The sequence below is a fragment of the Pseudoalteromonas denitrificans DSM 6059 genome (genome assembly GCF_900112265.1).
In the GTDB taxonomy this organism is placed as follows: Bacteria; Pseudomonadota; Gammaproteobacteria; order Enterobacterales; family Alteromonadaceae; genus Pseudoalteromonas; species Pseudoalteromonas denitrificans.
This window is the reverse complement of the sequence record NZ_FOLO01000014.1, coordinates 1-25,681: the sequence shown is the minus strand read 5'-3', so window position 1 is coordinate 25,681 and position 25,681 is coordinate 1. Positions and strand designations below refer to the sequence as shown.

The window sequence follows — 25,681 nt, the reverse complement described above, 5'->3', positions numbered from 1 at the left end:
TTAAATAGGGTCTGAATAGACCCTATTTCATCGATAAATTAGACAGATATTTAAGTTAAAACTACCAAGGAGTTTTATCGAGTTTTAATTCAGTATTTAATGTATTGGCTATTTTAGGCACTAAACGTTCTTGCTCTGGGCAAACCAATGAAAATACATGTCCTTGGATATCATCAACTGTTACTTTTGGTGCATCCGAAAATTCAAATTGTTTGGTTGTGATCACATCTTTTGAAAGGTTTTGTTTAGATACTTTTTCACTGTTTGTTATTTGTTTAACTGATTTACGTGCCGTTCTGCCAGCTCTATGAATATAATCGTTGCTATTAACTGGTAAATCAAAATTGATCACATAATAAAGGTCGTCAAAATCGATACCCCGTGAAGCGATATCTGTTGCCACTAAAAACTTAAATTCACCATTTTTGAATCCAGTTAGACGTTCTTGTCTTCTTTTTTGAGCAACTTCATTGTGAATACCTTGGTTTGATAAGCCTTTTTCAGTTAATAATTGGGTTAATTCTTTTACATCTTGCTTAGTACGAGTAAATATTAAGGCACGATCGCAATTGAGCATGGTTAATAAACTAATTAAGTGGCCTGTTTTATGTTTACGATAACAACGGTACATGGTATGTACAATCTTAGATTGTGCAGGTTGTTGTTGCTCAGTTTTAATTTCTTTTTGATGAGACAAATTGTCTTTTGAAAATTTTGCTAAGGTTTTTGAGTCTGTGGCTGAAAATAAAACGATTTGTCTTTTTTTAGGTAACGCCGTTAAAATAGTTCTTAATTCTTGTTGGATCCCCATGCTAACTAATCTGTCGGCTTCATCCATCACAAAGTGTTTTATTTTATCTAAAGAAAATGTACCTAACTTTAATAAATCAACCAAGCGCTTAGGTGTCGCAATTACAATATCAGCACCGCGTTTAAAACGCTTAACCTGAGACTCAATCCGAACACCGCCAAAAATAGAGATTGTACGTAAATTAAGGTCTTTGCCGTAATTGGCAATTGAAAGCTCAAGCTGTTGTGCAAGCTCTCTTGTTGGTACTAAATATACGGCTCTTATTGGTCTGATTTCATCATTACTATGATCTGTTTGACTTAATTCCTGCAAGGTGGGTAATAAATAAGCAGCCGTTTTACCTGTGCCCGTAGGTGCGATGGCATAGGTATCAGCGCCAGATAAAACAGCGCCAATCGATTTCTTTTGAATATTAGTCGGTGTTTTATAGCCCAAGCGTTTAATGTTTGCTTGAAGTGTTTTGTTTAGGCCTAATTCGGCAAATATAGTCATGATGATCAACTTATAACAAATAATGGCGGCATTATACCTAGGTTTTACAAGAAAAAGGCATAGATTAAGTTATTCACAGTGGAAATTTAAAAAAGAAATAAAAAATAGTCAATGCGAGACCTTTAAATTTTATTCTTTTATCTGCTAAATTTATAAAAGAAGGTGCGACATTTTTAAGTATCTCACTGACTTATACCTCTTAAAGATTAATTACATATGCTGAGTAAAATAAGTGCTATTTAATGTGGGAGAATGAAAGTGGCAAAATTTAATCTGACAAAAAGCATTGATTTAATAATACGAAGCATGATCGTATTTGTGTTTTGTTTCAGTTTATTCTGTTTTAGTTGTGATTTATTAGCTTCAAAAAAACCTGAATTAGCTCAAGCTGATAATTTTACAAAAGGACCTTTTGGTAATACAGCGAATACATTTGGCATAGGGCGTATTTTTATAGGTGCTGTATTGAATGACAGATATTTAAATCGACCTGAAAAGCCAGATTCAAAAACCATTTTTATAACACCAGGTTCTTGGTATCCAACTGATTTATTAGAGAAAATCTCATTTGAATGTAGTGAAAGTGGTGCCGAATTAATTAAACAAATTGGCAAAATTAAAGGAAAACATAAAAAAAATAAATTTAAATATGAAAAATATGCAATTTCTTTAGCTAAGCAATATTTAGGCATGAAATCTTACAAAGTCCATAATGGTGCGCAAGGATATAGCAATTTTGAAATCATGATTGATAGAAATAAAAAAGTAATTGGTATGGCTGTTATTAAGCATTATTTAAGTTCTCCAGGACAAAAAGTTATTAGCGAAGCCTTAAAGAAAAAATTAGGAAAGCCTAAAATTCAAGGTGGTTATTCGGTAACTAAATTAATTTATGAAGGCCGGCTGAATGATAGTATGAACCTTGAATTTTATAATGAAGTAACGCGTCCTAAGCAAGAGAAACATCAAAAAAAGTATAGAGGTAATCAATTACTAATTACAATTGAAGACCTTTCAGTAACTTACTTAGCTAAATCTATCGATGAATTAAACGTGAATTATGAAAATTCATTATCGGAATGCATTAAAAGTTATAAAAAATACTTGAAACAAGAGATTGAAAAAGAAAAAAATAAAGCGTCAGCCTTTGAGTTATAAAATGACGTATTTAACTAGGCATTAATAGATTAATGCCTAGGTTAAATATGAAATTAGCTAGATAACTTAAATTTTAAAACCCTATCGCCTAATTGATCAGATAATAATTTTAATTGTTCACTTGAGACTGAAATGGTTTCAGTCAGAACTGAGGTATTCTTAGCAACACTTGCAATAGAAATTATATTTTGATTAATTTCTTGTGTCACCATGCTTTGCTCTTGTGCTGCTGTAGCTATTTGTAAATTCATAGAATTAACAATTTCACTGGAATTTTTGATATCAAATAAAGCACGTTCTACCCTATTCGAATTTGTAACACCTTCTTGCACTTGAATTTTGCCTTGATGCATTGCGATGACTGCATTTTTTGCAAGTAACTGTAAACGCGTAATAACGTTTTCAATTTCTTGAGTCGAATCGGCAGAGCGTTTTGCTAAAGTACGTACTTCATCTGCAACGACAGCAAAACCACGACCTTGTTCACCGGCTCTTGCTGCTTCTATTGCCGCATTGAGTGCTAATAAGTTTGTTTGATCTGCAATGCTACGAATATCATTTAGCATATCACCAATATTATTACTTTCATCGCTGAGTTGTTCAATAATGAGTGCCGATTTTTCAATTTCATCAACAAGTTTTGTAAAACTATTTTTATTTTCCTTAACAAGATGGTGCCCTGTAATTGAAGCTTTATCTGCAGATGTGGAAGCTTGTGCTGCATCCGATGCACTTGCTGCTACCTCTGAAACAGAATCAGTCACTTGATTCATTGCAGTTGCAGCTTGCTCACTGTCTATTAGTTGCTTATTAACACCTTGATTAGTATCAACGGTAGATTGTCTTAAATCTTGAGATGCAGCGGCTAATTCTATTGATGAATGTTTAACTTCAGTCATCAGTTCATCAAACTCAGTCATCATAATATTATAAACATTAGCCATAAGAGTGATTTCGTCATTACCTGCTAAATCTGCTCTAATACTTAAATCTCGTTTGTTAGATGCTTCAGACATGAAGGAAGACAAAATACTGATCCTGCTTGAAACACCATTTGCGATAAAGATAAATAATGCCATAGTAAGCGAAATGAGGCTGATGCCTATTAAGATATTAAATAATTTTTCTTTGTATACAAATGCTTCAATTTGTAATGAAATTTTATTATGTAATTCATTGAATAAGGTTTCACTTTGATGTATTACTTGCCTCATTTCACCTAAAATACCACTGGTACTGTTAAGCCCAAATTCTTGTTCAGCATACACAAGCTTTAAAAATTTATTTTCATAATTATTTAGGGCATTATTAGCATTTATATTAAACTTATTACTGAAAATATTATGTGATAATTTTTCTCGCATTATCACCAAACGTTTATTAAATTTATCAACATACTTTAAATGACGCCTTAGCATAAAATCTTTTTCATGTCTTCGAAGCATGAGCATAGTTCGCATTAAACTATGGGTTTGTGTACTGGCTCCTTGTTTTGTCTCATAGTGCTTTATCAATAATTCAATTTGATGAACATCAAACCTTAATGCGCCATATAAGCCATCTTTTGAATGTAGACCTATCACTTGTTGTTGTTTGACCAGCTGTTCAAATTGCACTTTATATTCAGCTAAAATTCTTTTTAAAGACGTTATTCTATCGATAGAAATATTTGTATTGTTTAGGTTTTGACTAAGTGAATTTATGGTGCTTGATATTGTGTTATATGTGCTTTCAAACTTATTTAAATACTTCATATCTTTACGGGCGATGAAGTCTTTTTCATGCCTACGAAGCATAAGCATATGAGTTTGAATTTGAGTTGCTTGTACAGAAATATTATTGAAACTTGTTAATGAAGTAATAACAAAATAATTGGAGGCAATCAAAAAAATGAATGCAATAGCTGATAACAATGCTAATATCCCCATTTTCCATTTTATACTTAAATAATTCATAAATGATCCTTACTAATTAATTACTACATTTAAGTGACGTTTAGATGGCTATAATATTACATTTATATTTCAGTTTAATGACACCTCAAGGTTAAGATTTTTAAAGACTTTATCGAATATAGTTTATCGAATAAAAAATGCACGATATGTATTATTTATTTGAAACTATAAATCTCAGTTTATTTATTATGGTTATTGCGCTAATTTTTATTTACGTGCCTTTAATTTAGTTTACACTTACAATGTTGTATGTTTTTTATGCTAAAGGTGTCGTAATGAAGTTTTCTGTAGGTCAACCAACATCTATGATGAGTTTTATAGATGTCCAAAGTAAAAAACGTGAAGAACAATCCGAAAAATTAGCTTCTGGTTTAAAAATTAATTCTGCAAGCGATGATGCTGCTGGGTTACAGTTATCTAATCGTTTAACATCTCAGATAGAAGGGCTAAATCGATTAGTTGGCAATGCACAAGATAAAATTAATGCAAATAATGTGGCTGATGCACAACTTTCATCAATTACAGATACTTTACAACGTGCCAATGAGTTGTCGATTCAATCAGGAAACCCTTTATATTCGAACTCAGCTGTTCAGGCTGAATTTGATCAATTAACGGAAGAAATTAATTTAGTTGCAGAGCAAGCTTTAGGACAGTCAAATTTTATTTCAGGTCTTGATGCTAATGATCCCAGTGCAACACAGACAGTCATAAGTGATGCACTTAGCAATATTGGTGAACAAGCAACTTCTATTGGTGCCCAATCGAATGGACTTTCGAGTCAAATTGCAACTTATGAGGTAACAAGTATAAATAGTAGTGCCTCTCGTTCACGAATTTTAGATACAGATTACGCACAAGAAACCTCTGAACAGCAAAAAAATAATTTATTGTTACAGGCATCCCTTATTGTAAAAAAATCTGATGAAGAGCGAAAAGGCTTACTCATAAATCAGTTAGTTTAGAACACTTGGCATTGGTGAATAGGCACCCTTTTTACTTTACGTACCAGATCATTTCGTTCAATTTTTTTCCTTTATGCTACACTAAAATAATCATTTTAAAGCATACTCATAGGATAAAGTGATGATGAAAAAGAGTTTTGTATTTTTTATTATTTTTTCTATATTTGGGCTAATTGCATGTAAAAGTACGAGCCCTATTAAAAATGCTCAGTTGTATTGTATGGAGCATGATAGAGATTTTTATAGTGATTGCGTTAAGCATAGAAAAGATTATCTAACAAAAAAACAAGAGATCATGACTAAGTTCCGTGAAAATAAAAATCAGTGTGAAAAATATATCTCTCAAAAAATAGATGGTAATCGCTGTGAAAGTAGTCAAAATACAACTTTAGTAAAATCAGCTAATGCATCAGTTTCTGGCAACATCAATCCACAGCAGCAGTGTACTGAAAATAACTCATTATCCAACAGTGCAATAAATCGTAAGCGTATGAGTTTACAAAAAAGTGATCTGCAAAGACAGTGCATGATGGATTTAGGTTGGCAAAATCATCACTCATATCGACTTGAGATAAAAGATATAAATCAACAATATGGTTATGATGTAAAAGAAAGTAATTAATGGAAATAGCACGACTATTTTCATCTTAATTCATGACTTTTTTAAGTAAAGTTTTAAACTCAATATCGGAAGCATTATTAAATAAAATATGTTCAAAAAGTTGCATTAGTTCAGGATCAAACTTGCCATTTTCAGCGTGTTTTTTTAGTTCTGAAATAGCAGCATGACTTTCCCATCTTTCCCTGTAGGGACGCCGGGATGTTAATGAAGTATAAGCCTCTGTCACTGCAACTATTCGAGCACCTAATGGAATATTACTACCTGATAGCCCTTTGGGGTAGCCACTGCCATCAAAATATTCATGGTGACATTCAATAATCTCTAGCATACTAATATTTTGATATCCCATACTTTTTAATTTTCTTAAACCTTCCCTAGGGTGCTTGAATATTTCTGTAAATTCATCTTTATTTAAACTACCTTTTCGATTCAGTAAATGATGGGGAATAATAGACTTACCGATATCTGCAAGATAGCCTGCTTCCAAAATATCCTTTTTGTCTTGATCAGGTAGATTGAGTTTATCTGCAATAATATAAGCTAAAAATCCGACGATTCTAGAGTGCCCAATTGAAGCATCTAAACACTCTACAGGGAGAATAATATCTTCTGGATATTTAATTAAACGTTCAATTTCATTAAAATATAAATTAAATAATGATTTTGGAATAATTTCTTGATCATAAAGCGGATTTTTAACTGCAATTACTTTATATAAATGGCTTGGTTTTATTCTACCTTTAATTGGTACCTCTTTTATATGTTCGGTTTTTAAAGCAAGCTCCGCAAATTTTATTTTTATATCTGAGTTAGTAGGGTCAAATTCAAGCGCATATGTGTAAAAATCTTTTGCCTTATTATATTGGCCTCCTTGCTCGTATAGCATAGCTAAAATACTCGCTTGTTTTACTGATTTCTCTTGTTGCCAAAGTATCAGTTCAGCTTCAATTTCTTTAGCTAAAGCCTGTGACATTTGATTTTTATTATTTGAAATGTAAATTGATTCAACATCAAAATAATCTTTTATTTCTTCATAAGTATCTTTATCTATTGTCACTTCCCCCGGGATACATAAATTCTCTATGCGAGAAGCCAAATTTACCACATCACCTAAAGCAGTATAGGATTGGCGTTTATGACCAATTAATCCGATTATTGGCTCTCCAGTCGCAATACCTATGCGCATTTTCCAGGGAAAGTTATCGTGATTGAGCTGCTCTTGCATTTTTAATGCAGCCATAACTGAAAGTAGGGCATGTCTTTCATAATCAATAGGCGCACCAAATTCAGCCATAATGCCGTCGCCAACATATTTATCTATATGGGCATTATAAAGTAGTAAGATAGTCTCCATAGATGCTAAATAATTATTTAAATCCGTGATGACGACTTCTGCGTGGTGTTTTTCTGAATAAAGGGTAAAACTCACTAAATCACAAAATAAAATACTAATGCGACGTTTTTCCGTTCTGAGACGCTTTTCTATCATTAGTTTTACAACAGCTGCATCCATAGTAGAGTACAGCGCATCTTCAATTTTATGTTTATGCACTTCAATTTCACGTTTTGATTTTTCTAAGTTACAGGTACGCTCCGCTACTTTTTTATCAAATTCATTTGTAAACTCAATCAGTTCACTTGTAGTTTTATTAAGTAACTCTGTATTTTCGTTTAGCTCTGAGCTCATTTTACTTGCTTCGAGCAATTTTTCTTTTAATTGCTTATTTAAATAACCGACTACTGAACCACTTAGGATCAAGAAGCCCCCCCAAACCATAATACGAGCAAACAAATCTAGCTCTGCATTATTGACATAGAATTTTTGTGGGAAATAAAATGCGTAAACTGACACCATAATTATGGAAAATAATGCGCCAAGAATTGCTTGTTTTGTTCCAAGGTAAGAGGCCGCAAGTAAAATGGGTATAAAGAAAAAGCTAAGAAATGCTAACTTATGTGGAATGAAATATACTATGCTAGAGACACTTAATAGTATGATTAAAATAAAAAGTTGTTCGAAATTACGTAATAGATAACTTTTCAAAATCAGCATATATCATTTCCACTTTATAAAAGCATAGTTGTTCCTTGCCATAACAAAATATAGCAAAAGATCGCGCAAACGAAAGAATTGATATATTTTAAAAAGTTAGTTTATAAGCCTGAAATTTTAAATAGACAAACTAAAAAGCCTCAATATCAACTGAGGCTTTTGAAGAGGCTAATTATTAGGCTATTGTTGTGATATTAACATTCAATGATATTAACAGCTAAACCACCTCGGGCCGTTTCTTTATATTTTGTTTTCATATCATTACCAGTATCGAGCATGGTTTTAATGACTTTATCTAATGATACTTTTTGCTCGCCAGAGCCTCTCATAGCAAGCCTTGCAGCATTAATTGCTTTTACAGCTCCCATGGCATTTCTTTCTATACAAGGCACTTGAACTAGCCCGCCAACGGGATCACAAGTAAGCCCTAAATTATGTTCCATTCCGATTTCAGCCGCATTTTCAACGTGCTCCACATTGCCGCCCATAATTTCAGCAAGTGCACCTGCCGCCATTGAACAAGCAACACCTACCTCTCCTTGACAGCCAACTTCGGCACCAGAAATTGAAGCATTTTTTTTGTATAAAATACCAATTGCAGCAGCTGTTAACAAGTAGCGGGTAGCAATATCACGGTCTACAGTTTTGATGAATTTGTTATAATACATTAATACCGCAGGTAAAATACCTGCAGCACCATTCGTTGGGGCGGTGACAACACGTCCACCTGCTGCATTTTCTTCGTTTACCGCTAAGGCAAATAAATCAACCCAATCCATAGCACGTAATGGGTCGTTATTATTTTCGACATTCACTTGAAGGTATAAACTCGGGGCCCTGCGTTTTACTTTAAGACCTCCAGGCAAAATTCCTTCAGTCTCAATACCTTTTGTTATACAAGCTTCCATGACTTGCCAAATGTTATAAAGTGCGTCTTTTATTTCGTCGGCTGTTTTGAGTGTTTTTTCATTTTCCATCATTAAAGTGGAAACACTGTAGCCATTTTCTTTGCAGAGATCGACTAACTCTTGAGCAGATTCAAATAAAAAAGGTGCAGGGTTAGTTGTCCTTTTAGCGATTTCAGTTTGTTTTTGACTATCAAAATCTTCAGCTGAAACAATGAACCCACCACCAATAGAGTAATAGACTTGGCTATGAAGTATGGTGTCACCTTCGTAAGCTATGAGTTCCATTGCATTGGAGTGTTTAGGTAATGTTTTTCTGCGATGAAATACAACAGCGCCTTTCTTTGGAAAAGCGACAGGGAATGATTGATCAAGATGGATAATTTCGTCTTGTTCAATTTTAGCCAGTATTTGTGGTACTTTATCTGTATCTATTGTGTCTGGATCAAAGCCCGCTAAACCTAATATCACAGCTTTGCCCGAACCATGACCAATACCTGTTTGTCCTAATGAACCAAATAATTCTACTTTTACTTCTGTTGTCTTACTAATCAGGTTTTGTTTTTGTAATGATTTAACAAATAAGCGTGAAGCTCGCATAGGTCCCACTGTGTGAGAAGACGATGGACCTATTCCAATGCTAAACATATCGAATGCACTGATCATAAAAATTCTCTTAATACCTAGAACGGATTTACCATTATAACGTAATAAAAAAAATTGTAATGCTATAAAGCGATTGTATTTATTTATCTACTTCATAAAAAATATTAAAGATAAAGTGGTCTCAATTATAGAGAATATGAAGCGTTTTTATTTGGCGTGATTTGCGCAACAAGGTTTAAAATGATTTGTGCTGTGGCTCCCCACAGTAGACCATATTCTGTCATAAAACCTTTTAAGATTATTTTTTTATGGTTTCTTGTAAAGTTGAGATCGATCCAATTATTTTTTTGAGTAAGGGCATTGAATGGCAGGAAAAAAGTATCTACGACTTCATTTTTTTGCGGAATAATTGTGACGTTAGCATCGATAACGCCAATATAGGGTTTTATTTCAAAACCAGTCAAAGTCCAATAGCTATTCATTTGACCAAGGAGATTTATTTCGCTTTTAATAATGCCCAATTCTTCGTGTGTTTCTCTGATCGCTGTGTCTTGTAAAGACATATCTGATTTTTCAAGTTTGCCACCTGGAAAGCATATTTGTCCCGGGTGATGCTTTAAATAACTCGGACGTTTGCATAAGAGTACATGCAATTTATTATTAATATCACATAAAGGTACTAAAACCCCGCTTTTAATCGCATTATGCGGATAACCATGATCACCTGTTAAAGCATTCAGTTGAAATTGTGGTATAAATTTATGAATATTCACATTCGTCCCTAATTCATAGTACTCAATACTGGCAATATTTTATTTACTTTATCAAAAGTTTCTTGATATTCAGCATGAGAAGTTGAATCTGCCACTATGCCACCCCCAGCCCAACAATGAATTTGTTGGCTTTTATTATCACATATTAATGTTCTAATGGTAATACTGGTATCCATATTTCCACAAGCACTTAAATAACCAATTGAACCACAATAAATAGAACGTCGATGTGGTTCAAGTTCTTCAATTATTTGCATGGCACGAATTTTAGGTGCTCCTGTGATTGAACCGCCAGGAAATGAGGCTTCTAATAGGTCAATTGCTGTTTTTTCATGTGCTAACTGAGCAGTGATAGTACTCACCAGATGATGAACAGCCGCAAAGCTTTCAATATTAAACAATGAAGGGACTTTGACACTTCCTGCAGTCGAAACTTTACCTAAATCGTTACGTAATAAATCAACTATCATAACATTTTCAGCACGATCTTTTTCTGAGTGGGCCAATTGACTCGCATTATTTTTATCTATGATAGGATCACTACTGCGGGGCATGGTGCCTTTAATAGGTTTTGTCTCTATTAAATTGCCTTTTACTTGTATAAAGCGTTCAGGAGAAAGCGATAAAATAGCACCTGTAGGATGATTTATGTAAGCTGAAAATGGTGCAAGGTTTTCTTGTCTTAATTTTAAATAAGCATGCCAGGGGGAGCCAAGATACTGTGCACTAAACCTTTGGGCTAGATTGATTTGGTAACAATCGCCTGATTTTAAATAGGCTTGTACTTGATCAAATTTTTCTATGTACTGGCTTTTGTCCATATTTGCTTGCCATGGCGACATGAGCTTAAATTGATTATCACTGTTGGGTTTTGCATGAATTAAATCTATATAGTGCGCTAAACGGTTATGCTTTATTTGTGCAATATAAAACCATTTAACAGCTTTATGATCAAAAATTAATGCATCAGGATATAAGCCCACAGCCATATCTGGAAGTGAGATATCTTTTTTAGATAAAGTATCAATTTGCTCAACATAACGACCTAGATCATAGGAGAAGTGACCTAAAAACCCACCACTAAAGGGTAAGTCAAAGGGAGCTTTTTGAGCATTAAACCTTTTCAAATAGTGTTGAATTAAGTTAAAAGGAGAAGCGTCAGTTTTAAGGCCATCAACAAAGCATTGCCCATTTTTTGCTTCTATTTTTATGAGTGGGTCGATTGCAATAATATCAAAGCGATTATTAACATGTTCAGGGTTGGCTGAGTCTAGAAAAATAGCCCAAGGTTTAGTGCAAAATCGTGAAAAAATATCACAACTGGTTTCTGAAATATCTAATTCTATACAAATTAATTGATCTTTATTCATTAACAGCTTTTTACTTTCAATATATTGGTGTAAATCAGATGGGGGGGCATTATACCCAAAACACTATAAAATGCGAGTTTCAAGCCTTTTGAGCCCAAAGCATTAAAAAATCAGTGTGATTAATTGCAAAAATAATTACACCTTGGCGCTAGTTAAGTTAAAATAATGAAAATTGAAAACAAGCCACCGTCACGGGCCAACCAAGGATACAGTATGACTATTATTCGTCAGCAAGATTTAATTGATAGCATTGAAGATGCACTTCAGTATATTTCTTTTTATCACCCGCTAGATTTTGTTCAGGCACTTGAAAAGGCATATCACCGCGAAGAAAGTAAAGCGGCGAAAGATGCAATTGCACAAATACTCATTAATTCTCGCATGTCTGCAGAAGGTAAACGTCCTTTATGTCAAGATACAGGCATAGTGACCTGCTTTGTAAAAGTAGGAATGGATGTTAAATGGGATAAAACGGACTTAACCGTTCAACAAATGGTTGATGAAGGAACTCGTAGAGCTTATTTAAACCCGGATAATCCACTTCGCGCATCAATTGTTGCAGATCCAGCTGGATCACGTAAAAATACCAAAGATAATACACCTTCCGTTGTGCATGTTGACCTAGTTTCAGGTTCTGAAGTTGAAGTGATGATAGCAGCGAAAGGCGGCGGTTCTGAAAATAAAACTAAAATGGTTATGCTTAACCCATCTGATGATGTTGCAGCCTGGGTAGAAAAAACGTTGCCTACTATGGGGGCTGGTTGGTGCCCACCAGGCATGTTAGGTATAGGCATTGGCGGTACAGCAGAAAAAGCTGCTGTACTTGCAAAAGAATCTTTAATGGACCCTGTTGATATTCATGAGTTAATCGAGCGTGGCGCGCAAACAACAGAAGAAAAAATGCGTTTAGATATTTTTGAACGTGCAAATAAGTTAGGGATAGGTGCACAAGGTTTAGGTGGGTTAACAACCGTTGTTGACATTAAAATTAAAACAGCACCAACACATGCCGCTTCAAAACCTGTTGTAATGATCCCTAATTGTGCAGCAACACGCCATGTTCATTTTACTTTAGATGGAACAGGCCCCGCTGATTTAAAAGCACCAAAACTTGAAGACTGGCCTGAAGTGACTTTCGAAGTGGGTGAAGATACACGTAGAGTTAATCTAGATACATTAACTAAAGAAGACACTCAAGAATGGAAAATGGGCGAAACAGTATTACTGTCGGGGACTATTTTAACTGGTCGTGATGCTGCCCATAAACGATTACAAGATATGATTAATTCAGGTGAAGGTTTACCTAAAGGAGTCGATTTTGATAATAAGTTTATTTATTACGTTGGTCCTGTTGACGCTGTAGGTGATGAAGCAGTTGGCCCTGCTGGCCCTACCACAGCAACACGAATGGACAAGTTCACTGACATTATGTTAGAAAAAACAGGTATTGTTGGTATGATAGGTAAAGCGGAGCGTGGCCCTGCAACTGTTGAATCAATAAAGCAAAATAAGTCAGTTTATTTGATGGCCGTAGGTGGTGCTGCTTATTTAGTATCTAAAGCAATTAAAAAAGCACGCGTTGTTGCTTTTGAAGATTTAGGTATGGAAGCGATATATGAATTTGAAGTTGAAGATATGCCAGTGACCGTCGCTGTTGATAGTGAAGGTGCTAACGCACACACACAAGGCCCTGCAATCTGGAAGGCTAAAATCGAAGAACTTGATGCAAAACTTAAATCTTAATTTAACTTAAAAAAGCGCTACGGCGCTTTTTTTATGTAAATTGTTTTAATTTAAAAGGTATAACAATGAAAAAAATACTCGCCTTATCTTTACTTGCAACCGGAGCAATATCAATTGCTCAAGCAGAAGATACAGCACAAGTACCATTTACAGTTGAAAAATTAAACTCACTAAATTCTCTACATAGCATAAGTGTTTCTCCTGATGGATCAAAATTAGTCTATGCACTTAGCACTGAGTCAGGTAGTGATCTGTATCTTAAAAATTTACAAACAAAGGTAGATGATAAACGTTTAACTTCACATCCATCAACAGAGTCTGATGTTATTTGGACAAAAGATAGCAGCAGTATTCTTTTTTTAGCGAATAGAGCGCAGTCAACTCAAGTTTGGCAATTAAAACTAAATGGTGGTGAAGCCCTTGCGTTAACAGATTTGGCTTTAGGTATTAATGGATATAAGTTATCGCCGGATAATAAAAAGCTTGCTTTAGCATTAGAAGTATTTCCTACATGCCAGACAATTCAATGTTCGGTTGATAAAAAAGAATCGCTTAATAAAATAAAACATACGGCTCAAGTGTATAAACAATTGCCTGTACGTCATTGGGATACTTGGAAAACAGAATTTAGAAGTCATGTTTTTGTGAGTGACATTTCTGATAAACCAGCAATACAAGCAAAAGATTTAACACCAGATTGGAATACTGATATACCCGCTAAACCCTTTGCTGGTATGGAAGAAGTCACTTTTACACCTGATAGTTTAAATGTTGTATTTTCAGCAAAAGCACCGAATAAAGATCAAGCATGGACAACAAACTATGATTTGTTTCAGGTATCCATAGAAGGCGGTGAGGTGACAAACTTAACGGCTGATAACACCGCTTGGGACTCACAACCTACTTTTTCTGATGATGGTCGCTTTATGGTTTATTTAGCCATGAAAAAAGCAGGCTTTGAAGCCGATAAATTCTCATTAATGCTAAAAGATTTAAAAACAGCCGAATTAAAAGAAATTGCACCGCTATGGGACCGCAGTGTTTCAAGCTTTACATTTTCAGCAAATAATCGCGCTGTTTATGTCGTTGCACAAGATATGGGTCAAAAAAGCATATATGAAATAAGTACAAATTTTGGTGATGTCCGTAAAATTTATTCAGATGGCAGCGCTGGCGATTTGCACTTAGCAGGCAATAAAATTATTTTTACGCGCCATGCGCTTAATTCACCTAAAAATATATATTCTATTAATCGAGATGGTTCAGATTTCAATCAATTAACTGACATTAATAAAGAAAAGCTAGCCAATGTACAATTCGGTGAATTTGAACAGTTCAATTTTCCTGGATGGAATGATGAAACTGTCCATGGTTATTTAGTGAAGCCTTGGAACTATGATGCAAATAAAGTAAAAGAAGGCAAAAAATACCCTATTGCATTTTTAGTACATGGTGGACCTCAAGGATCATTTGGCAATTTATTCAGCACTCGCTGGAACGCACAATTATGGGCTGCACAGGGATATGGCGTTGTTATGATAGATTTTCATGGTTCAACGGGTTATGGGCAAGATTTTACTGATTCAATTTCTCGAGATTGGGGTGGTAAACCTCTTGAAGATTTACAGAAAGGTTTTGATTTCATCGCAAAACAGCAAACTTGGCTAGATGTTAACAATGCTTGTGCTTTAGGAGCATCTTATGGAGGCTATATGATGAACTGGATTGCTGGAAATTGGACAGAAGGTTTTAACTGTTTAATCAATCATGCAGGTTTGTTTGATATGGACAGTTTTTATCAAAGCACTGAAGAATTATGGTTTCCAGAGCATGATATGGGTGGTCCATTTTGGACAGATGAAAAAGATTATAAATCATTTAATCCGGCTTCATTTACAAAAAATTGGAAAACACCTATGTTAGTGATCCATGGTCTAAAAGATTTCCGAGTACCTTATGCACAAGGTCTTGGTGCTTATACTACATTACAACGCATGGGCATTGAGTCAAAACTGGTTATTTATCCAGATGAAAATCACTGGATTTTAAATAAAGATAATCGAGTACATTGGTATGGTGAAGTGTTTGACTGGATGAAAAAACATACGCAAAATTAGTTATAGACCTTTACTAGTCTAAATTTATCAAAAACCAACCGATCCAGGTTGGTTTTTTGTTTATATATAAACCAATATTTCATCGGTTGTAAATCATAATTATTCACCGTAAAGGCATATATACTACTTATAAATTTTAAGCCTTGATTTTAAACAAAATCATAATAGTTTTATGATAATTTAAGTGTTAGACTCCGCGCCAAATTTGTACCCTAACTATTTCACATTTTTGTAAAAAGGTTAAACACCCAATGGTAACTGGCATCATACTGTCCCTGGTCGCAATCGCATTTCTTTTAATCGTGATTGAAGATATTATTCATGTTAACAAAGCTAAAACAACATTATTTTTTGGTACTTTATGTTGGATTATCGCCTTTATCTCTCCTATTAATGGTCAAACGCCTGAAACTATACAACATCAGCTAGATGATAATATTTTAGAGATTGCGACTTTATGGCTGTTTTTGATGTCAGCAATGACTTTTGTTGCATATTTAAACTCAAAAGGGTTTATTCAGAATTTGGTACACAAGGCCATGCCAAAACAAATATCTGAACGTAAGTTAATGTTTTTGATTGGTATTTCAGCTTTTATATTTTCATCAATTTCAGATAATATCACGGCAACTTTAATTTCTTTAGCTGTTGTTTTGTCATTAAAGTTGGAAGCTAAAAAACGTATTAAATACGCTACTTTAATCATATTCTCTGTTAACTCAGGAGGTGTTTCTTTGATCACGGGTGATGTAACTACTTTAATGATATTTTTAGCTGACAAAGTCACTATTGGTCATTTATTACTCTTAGTGGTTCCATCTGCAATTAGTGTTATGGCTTTAGCGGGCATGTTATCTTTTAATATGAATGGTACGCTTTATTTTGAGTCTGAAAAACAACGAAGAATTGAAAAGACAGATATTACAATTGCCGTTATATTTTTGTCGACTATTACAGCAACCTTAGTTTTAAGTGTAATGTACAATGTACCACCTGTTTTAACTTTTTTGTTTGGGTTGTCTTTCATGTTTTTAGTCGCACAGTTTTTAATGCGTAAAAAAGATGTGAATAAAAAGATTATCGACTACATACGTGAGATTGAATACGATACTTTACTATTTTTTGTAGGTGTATTGCTATTAGTTGGCGCAATGAAAGAAGTCGGTGTACTAAATCAATTTACACATTTATATGAAATTTTGGCACCTGAGTATGCTAACTATCTCATGGGGATTCTATCGGCTGCTGTTGATAATGTACCACTGACAGCTGCTTTATTGAAAGCTGACATCGCAATGGATCCCCGTCAATGGCTTGCATTCACTTATGCTACAGGAGTGGGAGGGTCAATGCTGATTATTGGCTCAGCAGCTGGTATTATTGCAATGAGTAAAATAAAAGAACTGACATTTTTAAGCTATTTGAAAATGAGCCTTTATTTATTAATTGCGTATACAATTGGTTATAGTGGCGCATATTTAGCTGGTTTCTTAATGCCAGTGCTTTAAATTAAAATTAATTATTGACAGCTAGACGTCTAAAATGTAAATTTCAAAACCTCACTCATAGTAGTGAGGTTTTATTTTAAGGAAATTTTCCTTTTAATAAACAGAAGAGGAGCGAAAGCCAGGTTATTTAGTGATAGGAGCGGGATCCGTTGACCACTAATGAGGGGGACTTTTGCCGAGGAAAATAATTTTCCGTGAAATTATTTTTCGGTTTTTTGGGCTGAATCCCTAAAAACTGTCACCGAGAATCAAATATTGTTTCAACATGTTTGATTAGGTGGAGAGCTTCTGGCTGAGACACATATTTTAGAATTGTATTTTATTCGGTTTTAATATTATCAAGTCCTGCCAAGTTCTCCTTATAAGTATTAGGAGATCCCATGAATTCATCTTATATAGTCGCCAAGTTTGGCGGTACCAGTGTTGCTGACTTCTCAGCAATGAGCCGTTGTGCTCAGATAATAAAAAATAATGATCAGGTTCGCCTTGTTGTAGTCAGTGCAAGTGCAGGGGTCACAAATCATCTTGTTGCTTTATGCCTAAACGATATAACGGATGAACAACGGACTACGCATATTAAACAAGTTGTAGATATTCAATATTCTATTTTAGAGGATATTAGCCTTGATGCTGACTTAGCGACTGGCTTTGAACATACTTTAAGTGAGTTTAAGTTTGTGGCAATACAGCAAGTTTTTTCGGAGCAGCAAAAAGACGAATTATTAAGCTTTGGTGAACGCTTTTCATCCTATTTATTTACACAAGTATTACGCCGCTTAAATATAAAAGCGACCCGTCTCGATGCTAGAGATATTTTGAAGACGAACAGTCAGTTTTCAAAAGCAGTTCCTGATATTAATGCGACTAAAACAGCAGCTGAAAAATATTTGTTACCTTTATTAACCAGCCAAGTTGTAGTTACACAAGGTTTTATTGGGTCTAACGAATTTAATGAAACGACAACTTTAGGCCGAGGAGGCTCAGATTATAGTGCAGCGCTATTTGCTGAGGCAGTTGAGGCATCGAGTATACATATCTGGACTGATGTTGTTGGTATATTTTCAACAGATCCTCGTTTATGTATCAAAGCAAAGCCAATTGCTAAACTTAGTTTTGATGAAGCGGCTGAAATGGCAACTTTTGGCGCCAAAGTATTACATCCTGCAACCATATTACCAGCCAGTCGCGCAGGTATTTCTGTTTTTGTGGGGTCAAGTCGAGCTCCAGAACAAGGTGGAACTTGGATAGAAAAAGAAAAATCACAACATTCGGGGATCCGAGCGGTTACACAAAGGAAAAACCAAATACTCTTAACGCTTAAAAGCCCTGAAATGCTGTTAGCCAGCGGTTTTTTAGCAAAAGTTTTTTCAATATTAGCAAAGTATAATATTTCGGTTGATCTAATTACAACTTCTGAAATTAGCGTTGCGCTTACATTAGATAATGCACCGAATACGAGCCGTCCTGAGTTAGAGCAAGCTTGCTTAGACGAATTAACTAAGTTTTGTCATGTGAGTGTTGAAAATAACCTGACATTAATTGCATTAATCGGTTCACAAATCCAATTACAGCAACATGAAATTAATCTTATGCAAGTTTTGGCTGACTTTAATATTAGGTTAATTTGTCATGGAGCAAGTAAGCATAATTTATGTTTTTTGGTTGAACAGTCTCAATCTGACTCAATAGTGCAAAAAATTCATAGTCAATTATTAGAGGCTTAGTGGGAAGTTAATAGATTGAATGTTAACTTTCGCACTAATATGACTGCTTATTAAACTGACATCATATTCTTGCCAGTGACATGAAGTTGTATTTAAAGCGCGTTTTTGGATTTCATCAAAAACGTTTTTACTTAATAACTGAGATATTGGCTGGCAAATTGTTTTTGCGAGTGCTTCTTTTAATGTCCAGATTCGATAAAAACTATCATGTGCTTTATTTGCATTAACTATTAATGCAACTTCGTCATCATGATAAAAGTGTTTGGCAAGTTTTATAAAAGGACGTTTTAAATTTATTTTTTCAATATCGACACCAAAAGTGAATACTGTATTGCTTAGTGCAACTAGCACTACACCGTTACTGTGTGATATTGAAATTGAAACTTGTAAAAGGGTATCTTTATAAAAGACTTCTAAACGACTTGCTTTTAAGTTAAAACGTGTTTCAAGTTCAACAAGTTGGCATTTTAAATACTGACTTAATACCTGCTTTATCATATATCGACTTGCAATATATTCTTGTTTAGCAGCATGTTTTTTACGTGTATTGATAGTGTCTATTTCAAATTGGGTAAATAACTTATTGTAAGTGTAATTGTCTATTTGCAACTTATTTGAGTCATATATAAACAAATTAATACCTGCTTCAAGCGAAGTCGGTATATCTTGTTTTTGATACTTAAGATCATTAATTAAAAAAGGCTGTGGTTTAATGCGTGTTCCTACCTTAAGGCGCTTGCTATATAGTGAGTTAAGGCTGTACTATTCCAACTCGTCGGCGTGCATAATACATAAAAATAATAAGAGATAACAATAAAATGGCAGAAATACGTGATGGCTTTCAAAGTCGTTTAGGTTTTGTACTTGCAGCAGCAGGTGCTGCAGTTGGTTTAGGTAATATTTGGGGGTTTCCAACACAAGCCGCGAATCATGGCGGTGGAGCTTTTCTTTTAGTCTACTTTTTGGTCATATTTCTACTGGCATTGCCTGCACTTTATACCGAATTATATTTAGGGCATAGCGCACAAGCTAATCCTGTTAAAGCACTTCAAAATGCTTGTAAAGAGCGCTCAAAAAATATGGGAGCTGCAGCGGGTTATATTGGTTTGTCTGGTGCAATTGTTATGTTAAGTTTTTATTCGATTGTTGCTGGTTGGATGCTTGCGTATAGTTTAGACCCCATTGCAAGGTTCTTTGAGCTTAATGAATTAAGCAAATTTCTTAATTCAGACTCAATGTTAAAAAACTTCATTTTTACGCCATTTATGTTGTTATTAAGCGCAAGTATTATTCTTAAAGGGGTAAAGTCAGGTATAGAGATCTGGTCTAGGCGGTTAATGCCGTTATTGTTAATTTTATTAATTGCTTTAACCGCTTATATTGCAACTTTAGAGGGGGCAGCGGAAGGTTTTAATGCATATTTAAATCCTGATTTTAATCAAGTTCTTAATCCTGATTTGATTCTTGCAGCAATGGGACAAGCCTTTTTCTCTTTGTCATTAGGTGTAGGCTGTATGATGATTTATGGTTCGTATTTGAAACCGGATGCTAATTTACCTAAGTTGACATTATCGGTCGCAATGTTAGATACAGGCGTTGCATTTCTAGCTGGGTTATTGATTATACCTGCAATTTATGTAGCCCAAAGCCATGGCGTTGAAGTTTTTCAAAATGGTAAGTTGATAGGTGAGGGGCAATTAATTTTTGCTGTTTTACCTGAACTTTTTAATTCTATGGGCCAAATTGGTTTATTCATTGGGTTTATCTTTTTTGTTTTAATGTCGATAGCTTCAATTACCTCTACTATTTCCTCAACTGAAATACCCGTTGCTTTTTTGGTTGAAAATAAAAGTTTGAGCAGACAAAAGTCTACTTGGTTAGTAACTTTAGTTATTTTTATTGCATCTAGTACGATTATTTTAAATTTTGATTGGTTATTTGGTTTAGTAATTAAATTATTTACTCAATATCAATTGCCTCTAATGGGACTATTTTATTTTATAACGGTTGGTTGGTTATGGCGTAAAGGAAATAAGTTATTGTCAGTTTCTAAGGGCCTACATTATTGGTTTGCCCAGTATATACGTTATATTTGTCCAGTATTGATGACCGCTGTTTTTGCTAATGTCGCATTTAAATAATAAAAATTAGGTGGAATTTGGCATATCGTTTGTCTATTAACTAAGGCAAAGATATTTTTAAATGTATTTCACAGGTAAATAATAAGAAATAAGGAAAGTTAAAATGTCGACTAAAGTCGCTTTTATTGGTTTGGGTGTGATGGGATATCCGATGGCAGGGCATTTAAAAAATGCAGGTTTTGATGTCACTGTGTATAACCGTACACAAGAAAAAGCACAAAAATGGATGGCTGAATATCAAGGTAAAATAGCACAAACACCTGCACTTGCAGCAAAAGATGCCAAATTTGTATTTATATGTGTTGGTAATGATGCTGATTTACGTCAAGTAACTTTGAATGACGATGGTGTGCTCAGCACTATGTCTGAAAATACTATTTTGGTTGATCATACAACAACATCTGCTGAAGTCTCACGAGAAATCGCTCTAATGGCTAACAAAAAGCAAATTGCCTTTTTAGATGCGCCAGTATCTGGTGGTCAAGCAGGTGCTGAAAATGGTGTGCTGACGGTTATGGTTGGTGGTGAAGCTGAAACCTTTGAGCAGGCACAGCCCATTATGGGGGCTTATTCTAGATTTAGTCAACTGCTAGGCCCGGTGGGGGCTGGTCAATTAACTAAAATGGTAAATCAAATTTGCATTGCAGGGGTAGTACAAGGTTTAGCTGAAGGATTACATTTTGCGCGCAGTGCAGGGCTTGATGGTGAAAAAGTGATTGAAACCATTTCAAAAGGGGCTGCAGGTTCTTGGCAAATGGAAAATAGATATAAAACCATGTGGCAAGGTGAATATGACTTTGGTTTTGCTGTTGATTGGATGAGAAAAGACTTAGGTATAGCGTTAGATGAAGCTAGAAATAACCAGTCGAGCCTCCCTTTAACAGCACTGGTAGATCAGTTTTATGCTGAAGTACAGGCAATTGGTGGTAATCGGCAAGATACCTCCAGCTTATTATCACGACTTGAAAATATGAGAAGAGATAAATAGTTAATATTGATTATATTTAAATCATAAAGCAAGGTAATTCAATTAACAATTATTATGTATTTCATTTATTTGTTTTAAATCAATAAAAATAAGTTACAAAGTGCTATTTTCCCCCGCAAAGATTCTATCTATTGTAGGGGATTATTTTATTAGTACTTATAGCACGATAAAATAATCACAAAAATTTGGGGACGCTAAATTATATGAAACAACTTTTATTCATTCTGATTGCACTGGTTTGCTCAGGATCTGCTTTTGCTTCAGGTGGGGGTGATACCATCGACTTAACAACGCACTGGATTGGTTATACAGCCCTCGCAATATTTGTACTCTCATACAGTTTAGTTATTCTTGAAGAGAAACTTCATTTACGTAAATCAAAACCTGTTTTATTAGCAGCTGGCCTTATATGGATTTTAATAGCCGCATTTTATAACTCTCAGGGTATGCCGCATTCGGCAGAAGTCGCGATCCGTCATAATTTTTTAGAATATGCGGAGCTGTTTTTCTTCCTTTTGGTTGCCATGACCTATATCAATGCGATGCTGGAACGTGATGTATTTAATTCATTACGCGATTGGTTGGTTCTAAAGGGTTTTAGTTACCGTTCTTTATTTTGGTTAACTGGAATCTTAGCTTTCTTTATTTCGCCGATCGCAGATAACTTAACAACAGCTTTAATTATGTGCGCTGTAGTATTAGCCGTAGGTAAAGATGAACCAAAATTCATTGCGATTAGCTGTATTAATATTGTTGTTGGTGCTAACGCCGGTGGTGCATTTAGTCCATTTGGCGATATTACAACATTAATGGTATGGCAAAAAGGCATCGTACAATTCCAGGAATTCTTTGTATTATTTATCCCTTCCGTAGTTAACTTTATTATACCTGCATTCATCATGCAATTTGCATTACCTACTGGCAAACCAAAATCATCATCGCTTGAAATGACCCCGATTAAAAAAGGTGGATTAACAATTGTTGGTCTGTTTATTCTTACAATTATTACAGCTGTATCATTCCACAACTTCCTACATTTACCGCCTGTATTCGGTATGATGCTAGGACTAGCTTATCTTAAATTATTTGGTTACTACTTACGCCAATCTGCAAAAATTGAAATTGACCACAACGACATACCAACTGGTCATCAAATTGAAGATGACTTTGATATTTTTAATAAAATTGCTAAAGCGGAATGGGATACGTTGTTTTTCTTCTACGGGGTAATATTAGCTGTAGGCGGTTTAGGCTATATTGGTTATTTAGGCTTAGCATCTGAATTTATGTATGTTCAATTAGGTGCCACAACGGCGAATGTATTAGTAGGAATTTTATCTGCAATTGTAGATAACATTCCGGTCATGTTTGCAGTCTTAACGATGCAGCCTGAAATGTCTCATTCACAATGGCTACTTGTAACATTAACTGCTGGAGTGGGTGGTAGTATGTTATCAATAGGTTCTGCTGCTGGCGTTGCATTGATGGGTCAAGCTAGAGGGTATTATACTTTCTTTAGTCACTTAAAATGGACTCCTGTTATAGCATTAGGCTACGGGGCAAGTATTTATGTTCATATATTAATTAATGGTTCATAAAAAACGTAAAAACTAAAAAGGCTTTCTTATCAAAGAAAGCCTTTTTTAATACTTTAATACCTCAATTCAGATAAACTAAATTATCTTTTTAAATATAGATAAGTAGAACTCTAAAGTAACTTCAATATTTTCTTTTTGCTCTAAATCTTGCCAATGCTCAGGTCTAAATTTCCATGCAAAAGGTGTCATCATAACTAAATTTTTTGCAGTAGGAATATCAAGTACCACAGTTCTGGTTAGTGTCTCTTCACTATAACTTTCAAATCCTTGAGGGCAATCAACTGGTGTATGAAGATTGACATCTTGATAGATTTGCTTTTTAAGTTCAAATAAATGTCTTGGACCAGGGCTTGCTACAATAAGCTTGTCTTTACATAAACGTGAAAGTTCAGTATCAAATAAAGGAGCGAAAATACTGACGATTACATCTGCTTTCAAATCATTAAATGGTGCTTGTGCGATAGAAGCAACACTAAAATGACAATCTGGGTACCGTTTAGCGGCATACTTTATCGCGGGCTTGGAAATATCTACACCATAAACCGTGCATGTAGGTGCTGACTTTTGCAAAGCTTGTGTATAAAAGCCTTCACCACAGCCTAAATCGATAACTGTTTTATCTGGGCCAACTGACTTTAATTTATCAGCAACTGCATTTTGTAAAAAACAATAATGCCCTTGGGATAAAAATTGACGCCGAGCTTGAACCATTGCAATGTTATCACCTGGATCTTTACTCTTTTTATGCTGTACGGGCAATAAGTTTACATAACCTTCTTTCGCAAAATCAAAACTATGATTATTTGAACAACTTAGTGTTTTGTTATTAAGACTTAAGTTTTGTGTACATATTGGACATATATAAGCTAATGACATCTTATTTAAACTCAGACCAAATGGGCGCATGATCAGAAGGTTTTTCTATTGCACGTAATTCATAATCAATGCCTGTATCTATGCATGTTTTTGCAAGAGATTCAGTTGCAAGTATTACATCAATTCGTAATCCCCTATTATCTACAAAACCTTTAGAGCGATAATCAAACCATGAGTACTTATCTGCGACATCAGGAAACTGTTCTCTGAAGGTATCTTTAAAACCCCAGTCCATTAATGTTGAGAGCCATTGTCTTTCTTCTGGTTGAAAAGAACACTTTCCTGTTTTTAACCAGCGTTTTGCATTTGTCTCGCCAATACCTATATCTAAATCTGTGGGAGAAATATTAATATCGCCCATCACAATGATGTTTTCCTCATTATCATGGTGTTCATCTAAATAACCCATTAAATCAGTATAAAATTGACGTTTATATGGGTACTTAGTCTCATGGGAAATATTATCACCCTGTGGAAAATAACCATTTAAAACTGTAACTTTATCTCCAGCATCATTTGTTGTTGTTACCATGACCATGCGTTTTTGAGCGTCATCATCATCGGTTGGAAAACCCATTTGCACACTATCAGCTTCTTTTTTACAGAGCATAGCAACACCATAATGTGCTTTTTGGCCATGGAAATAAACGTGATAGCCCATGGCTTCAACGTCTTCAATCGGAAATGCATCATTGTGCACTTTTATTTCTTGCAAACCGATAATGTCGGGTTGATGCTTGTCAATGATAGCTTGAAGTTGATGAAGGCGTGCACGTAGGCCATTTATATTAAAACTGATGATTTTCATCTTTTATGAGTTCCGTGAATTTATTATGTACTGGCTCAAAGTGGATAAGAGCTCACTAAGGTTTAATTCTACCTATATAGAGGTTAAATGTTATCACTATATATAGCATAGAAAATAGTGATTATTTATATATAAGTAAAATGCATAGGTTTTGAGAGTGTTAAATCCAGGGTTGTGCACAGGACTTTGTGAATAACTTGGTATCAATATGTGTTAAATACAGTATAAATAATTAATTCAAAAAAAGTGATAAAAACACTTGCGCTCAATCCAAATCTCTCTATACTGCGCCTCCACCGACACAGACGGCAAGCAACATTCTTAAAGGGGTGTAGCAAGTTAGCTAGGTTGGCGAGGCAAGTAAAACTTAACGATTCTTTAGAAAGAAACTTCTTCTAAAGAAAATTAAAATTAAGTGTTGACTCAAGGTTTTTAAGGTGTATTATTCGCACCCCAAGCAATTAACGG

The 25,681-nt window shown here is 34.7% G+C and carries 19 protein-coding genes and 1 riboswitch; of the genes, 10 read left to right on the top strand and 9 right to left on the bottom strand.

What is annotated here, in order from left to right; genetic code table 11:
• Positions 1-61 precede the first annotated feature (61 nt).
• Positions 62-1,303 (bottom strand): DEAD/DEAH box helicase, encoded by a 1,242-nt coding sequence (locus BM088_RS10745; RefSeq protein ID WP_091983546.1) that lies wholly within the window; start codon positions 1,301-1,303, stop codon positions 62-64.
• Positions 1,304-1,561: 258 nt separating this feature from the next.
• Between BM088_RS10745 and BM088_RS10740 the strand changes: the two genes are divergently transcribed.
• Positions 1,562-2,461 carry a hypothetical protein gene (locus tag BM088_RS10740; RefSeq protein ID WP_143085062.1) on the top strand — a complete coding sequence of 300 codons (900 nt, stop codon included), beginning with the start codon at positions 1,562-1,564 and terminating at the stop codon, positions 2,459-2,461.
• A 53-nt stretch (positions 2,462-2,514) separates the two neighbouring features.
• Here BM088_RS10740 and BM088_RS10735 read toward each other — a convergent pair whose 3' ends face one another.
• A complete protein-coding gene (locus BM088_RS10735) occupies positions 2,515-4,416 on the bottom strand; it encodes a methyl-accepting chemotaxis protein (RefSeq protein WP_091983543.1) in 1,902 nt (633 codons plus the stop codon).
• A gap of 275 nt (positions 4,417-4,691) precedes the next feature.
• Between BM088_RS10735 and BM088_RS10730 the strand changes: the two genes are divergently transcribed.
• Positions 4,692-5,381 carry a flagellin gene (locus BM088_RS10730; RefSeq protein WP_091983541.1) on the top strand — a complete coding sequence of 230 codons (690 nt, stop codon included), beginning with the start codon at positions 4,692-4,694 and terminating at the stop codon, positions 5,379-5,381.
• A gap of 121 nt (positions 5,382-5,502) precedes the next feature.
• Positions 5,503-6,003, top strand: coding sequence for a hypothetical protein (locus BM088_RS10725; RefSeq protein ID WP_091983539.1), 501 nt, complete (start codon positions 5,503-5,505; stop codon positions 6,001-6,003).
• Positions 6,004-6,028: 25 nt separating this feature from the next.
• Here BM088_RS10725 and BM088_RS10720 read toward each other — a convergent pair whose 3' ends face one another.
• The 4 genes from BM088_RS10720 to pabB form a co-directional block, all read right to left on the bottom strand.
• A complete protein-coding gene (locus tag BM088_RS10720; protein ID WP_091983537.1) occupies positions 6,029-8,056 on the bottom strand; it encodes an HD domain-containing phosphohydrolase in 2,028 nt (675 codons plus the stop codon).
• Positions 8,057-8,250: 194 nt separating this feature from the next.
• On the bottom strand, positions 8,251-9,627 hold the full coding sequence (locus BM088_RS10715) for an L-serine ammonia-lyase (RefSeq protein WP_091983535.1): 1,377 nt from the start codon (positions 9,625-9,627) through the stop codon (positions 8,251-8,253).
• A gap of 125 nt (positions 9,628-9,752) precedes the next feature.
• On the bottom strand, positions 9,753-10,340 hold the full coding sequence (locus BM088_RS10710) for an NUDIX hydrolase (protein WP_091983533.1): 588 nt from the start codon (positions 10,338-10,340) through the stop codon (positions 9,753-9,755).
• 8 nt (positions 10,341-10,348) lie between these two features.
• On the bottom strand, positions 10,349-11,716 hold the full coding sequence (gene pabB, locus BM088_RS10705; RefSeq protein WP_425439301.1) for an aminodeoxychorismate synthase component I: 1,368 nt from the start codon (positions 11,714-11,716) through the stop codon (positions 10,349-10,351).
• A gap of 207 nt (positions 11,717-11,923) precedes the next feature.
• On the opposite strand from pabB, the gene BM088_RS10700 reads away from it, so the two are divergent.
• The 4 genes from BM088_RS10700 to lysC all read left to right on the top strand — a co-directional run bounded on the left by BM088_RS10700 (position 11,924) and on the right by lysC (position 18,802).
• Positions 11,924-13,453, top strand: a complete 1,530-nt coding sequence (locus BM088_RS10700) for a fumarate hydratase (protein ID WP_091983530.1) — start codon at positions 11,924-11,926, stop codon at positions 13,451-13,453.
• A 65-nt stretch (positions 13,454-13,518) separates the two neighbouring features.
• Entirely contained in the window at positions 13,519-15,570 is a 2,052-nt protein-coding gene (locus tag BM088_RS10695) for a S9 family peptidase (protein WP_091983528.1), read from the top strand.
• A 251-nt stretch (positions 15,571-15,821) separates the two neighbouring features.
• Complete coding sequence (gene nhaD, locus BM088_RS10690) at positions 15,822-17,078, top strand: sodium:proton antiporter NhaD (protein ID WP_091983527.1); 1,257 nt, start codon at positions 15,822-15,824, stop codon at positions 17,076-17,078.
• A gap of 96 nt (positions 17,079-17,174) precedes the next feature.
• Positions 17,175-17,374: riboswitch (Lysine riboswitch) on the top strand.
• 84 nt (positions 17,375-17,458) lie between these two features.
• A complete protein-coding gene (gene lysC, locus BM088_RS10685) occupies positions 17,459-18,802 on the top strand; it encodes a lysine-sensitive aspartokinase 3 (RefSeq protein ID WP_091983525.1) in 1,344 nt (447 codons plus the stop codon).
• Here lysC and BM088_RS10680 read toward each other — a convergent pair.
• A complete protein-coding gene (locus BM088_RS10680) occupies positions 18,791-19,435 on the bottom strand; it encodes a 4'-phosphopantetheinyl transferase family protein (protein WP_091983523.1) in 645 nt (214 codons plus the stop codon). The genes lysC and BM088_RS10680 overlap by 12 nt on opposite strands.
• 185 nt (positions 19,436-19,620) lie before the next feature.
• Here BM088_RS10680 and BM088_RS10675 point away from each other — a divergent pair, with 185 nt between their 5' ends.
• The 3 genes from BM088_RS10675 (at position 19,621) to nhaD (BM088_RS10665) (ending at position 23,529) form a co-directional block, all read left to right on the top strand.
• Entirely contained in the window at positions 19,621-20,943 is a 1,323-nt protein-coding gene (locus tag BM088_RS10675; RefSeq protein ID WP_091983521.1) for a sodium-dependent transporter, read from the top strand.
• A gap of 103 nt (positions 20,944-21,046) precedes the next feature.
• On the top strand, positions 21,047-21,931 hold the full coding sequence (locus BM088_RS10670) for an NAD(P)-dependent oxidoreductase (RefSeq protein WP_091983520.1): 885 nt from the start codon (positions 21,047-21,049) through the stop codon (positions 21,929-21,931).
• 203 nt (positions 21,932-22,134) lie between these two features.
• Positions 22,135-23,529, top strand: a complete 1,395-nt coding sequence (nhaD, locus tag BM088_RS10665; RefSeq protein ID WP_091983518.1) for a sodium:proton antiporter NhaD — start codon at positions 22,135-22,137, stop codon at positions 23,527-23,529.
• A gap of 75 nt (positions 23,530-23,604) precedes the next feature.
• Here nhaD (BM088_RS10665) and rlmA read toward each other — a convergent pair whose 3' ends face one another.
• Together rlmA and xthA are read right to left on the bottom strand one after the other, a co-directional pair.
• Positions 23,605-24,405: a 23S rRNA (guanine(745)-N(1))-methyltransferase gene (gene rlmA, locus BM088_RS10660; protein WP_091983516.1), complete on the bottom strand. Its 801-nt coding sequence runs from the start codon at positions 24,403-24,405 to the stop codon at positions 23,605-23,607.
• A 1-nt stretch (position 24,406) separates the two neighbouring features.
• Positions 24,407-25,213: an exodeoxyribonuclease III gene (xthA, locus tag BM088_RS10655; RefSeq protein WP_091983513.1), complete on the bottom strand. Its 807-nt coding sequence runs from the start codon at positions 25,211-25,213 to the stop codon at positions 24,407-24,409.
• Positions 25,214-25,681 lie beyond the last annotated feature (468 nt).

Coding starts and splice junctions, on each gene's coding strand:
- BM088_RS10735 (WP_091983543.1), bottom strand. CDS start 4,416: ATGAATTATTTAAGTATAAAATGGAAAATGGGGATATTAGCATTGTTA.
- nhaD (WP_091983518.1), top strand. CDS start 22,135: ATGAAACAACTTTTATTCATTCTGATTGCACTGGTTTGCTCAGGATCT.
- BM088_RS10670 (WP_091983520.1), top strand. CDS start 21,047: ATGTCGACTAAAGTCGCTTTTATTGGTTTGGGTGTGATGGGATATCCG.
- BM088_RS10675 (WP_091983521.1), top strand. CDS start 19,621: ATGGCAGAAATACGTGATGGCTTTCAAAGTCGTTTAGGTTTTGTACTT.
- lysC (WP_091983525.1), top strand. CDS start 17,459: ATGAATTCATCTTATATAGTCGCCAAGTTTGGCGGTACCAGTGTTGCT.
- BM088_RS10695 (WP_091983528.1), top strand. CDS start 13,519: ATGAAAAAAATACTCGCCTTATCTTTACTTGCAACCGGAGCAATATCA.
- BM088_RS10730 (WP_091983541.1), top strand. CDS start 4,692: ATGAAGTTTTCTGTAGGTCAACCAACATCTATGATGAGTTTTATAGAT.
- BM088_RS10725 (WP_091983539.1), top strand. CDS start 5,503: ATGATGAAAAAGAGTTTTGTATTTTTTATTATTTTTTCTATATTTGGG.
- BM088_RS10715 (WP_091983535.1), bottom strand. CDS start 9,627: ATGATCAGTGCATTCGATATGTTTAGCATTGGAATAGGTCCATCGTCT.
- BM088_RS10720 (WP_091983537.1), bottom strand. CDS start 8,056: ATGCTGATTTTGAAAAGTTATCTATTACGTAATTTCGAACAACTTTTT.
- xthA (WP_091983513.1), bottom strand. CDS start 25,213: ATGAAAATCATCAGTTTTAATATAAATGGCCTACGTGCACGCCTTCAT.
- rlmA (WP_091983516.1), bottom strand. CDS start 24,405: ATGTCATTAGCTTATATATGTCCAATATGTACACAAAACTTAAGTCTT.
- BM088_RS10745 (WP_091983546.1), bottom strand. CDS start 1,303: ATGACTATATTTGCCGAATTAGGCCTAAACAAAACACTTCAAGCAAAC.
- nhaD (WP_091983527.1), top strand. CDS start 15,822: ATGGTAACTGGCATCATACTGTCCCTGGTCGCAATCGCATTTCTTTTA.
- BM088_RS10700 (WP_091983530.1), top strand. CDS start 11,924: ATGACTATTATTCGTCAGCAAGATTTAATTGATAGCATTGAAGATGCA.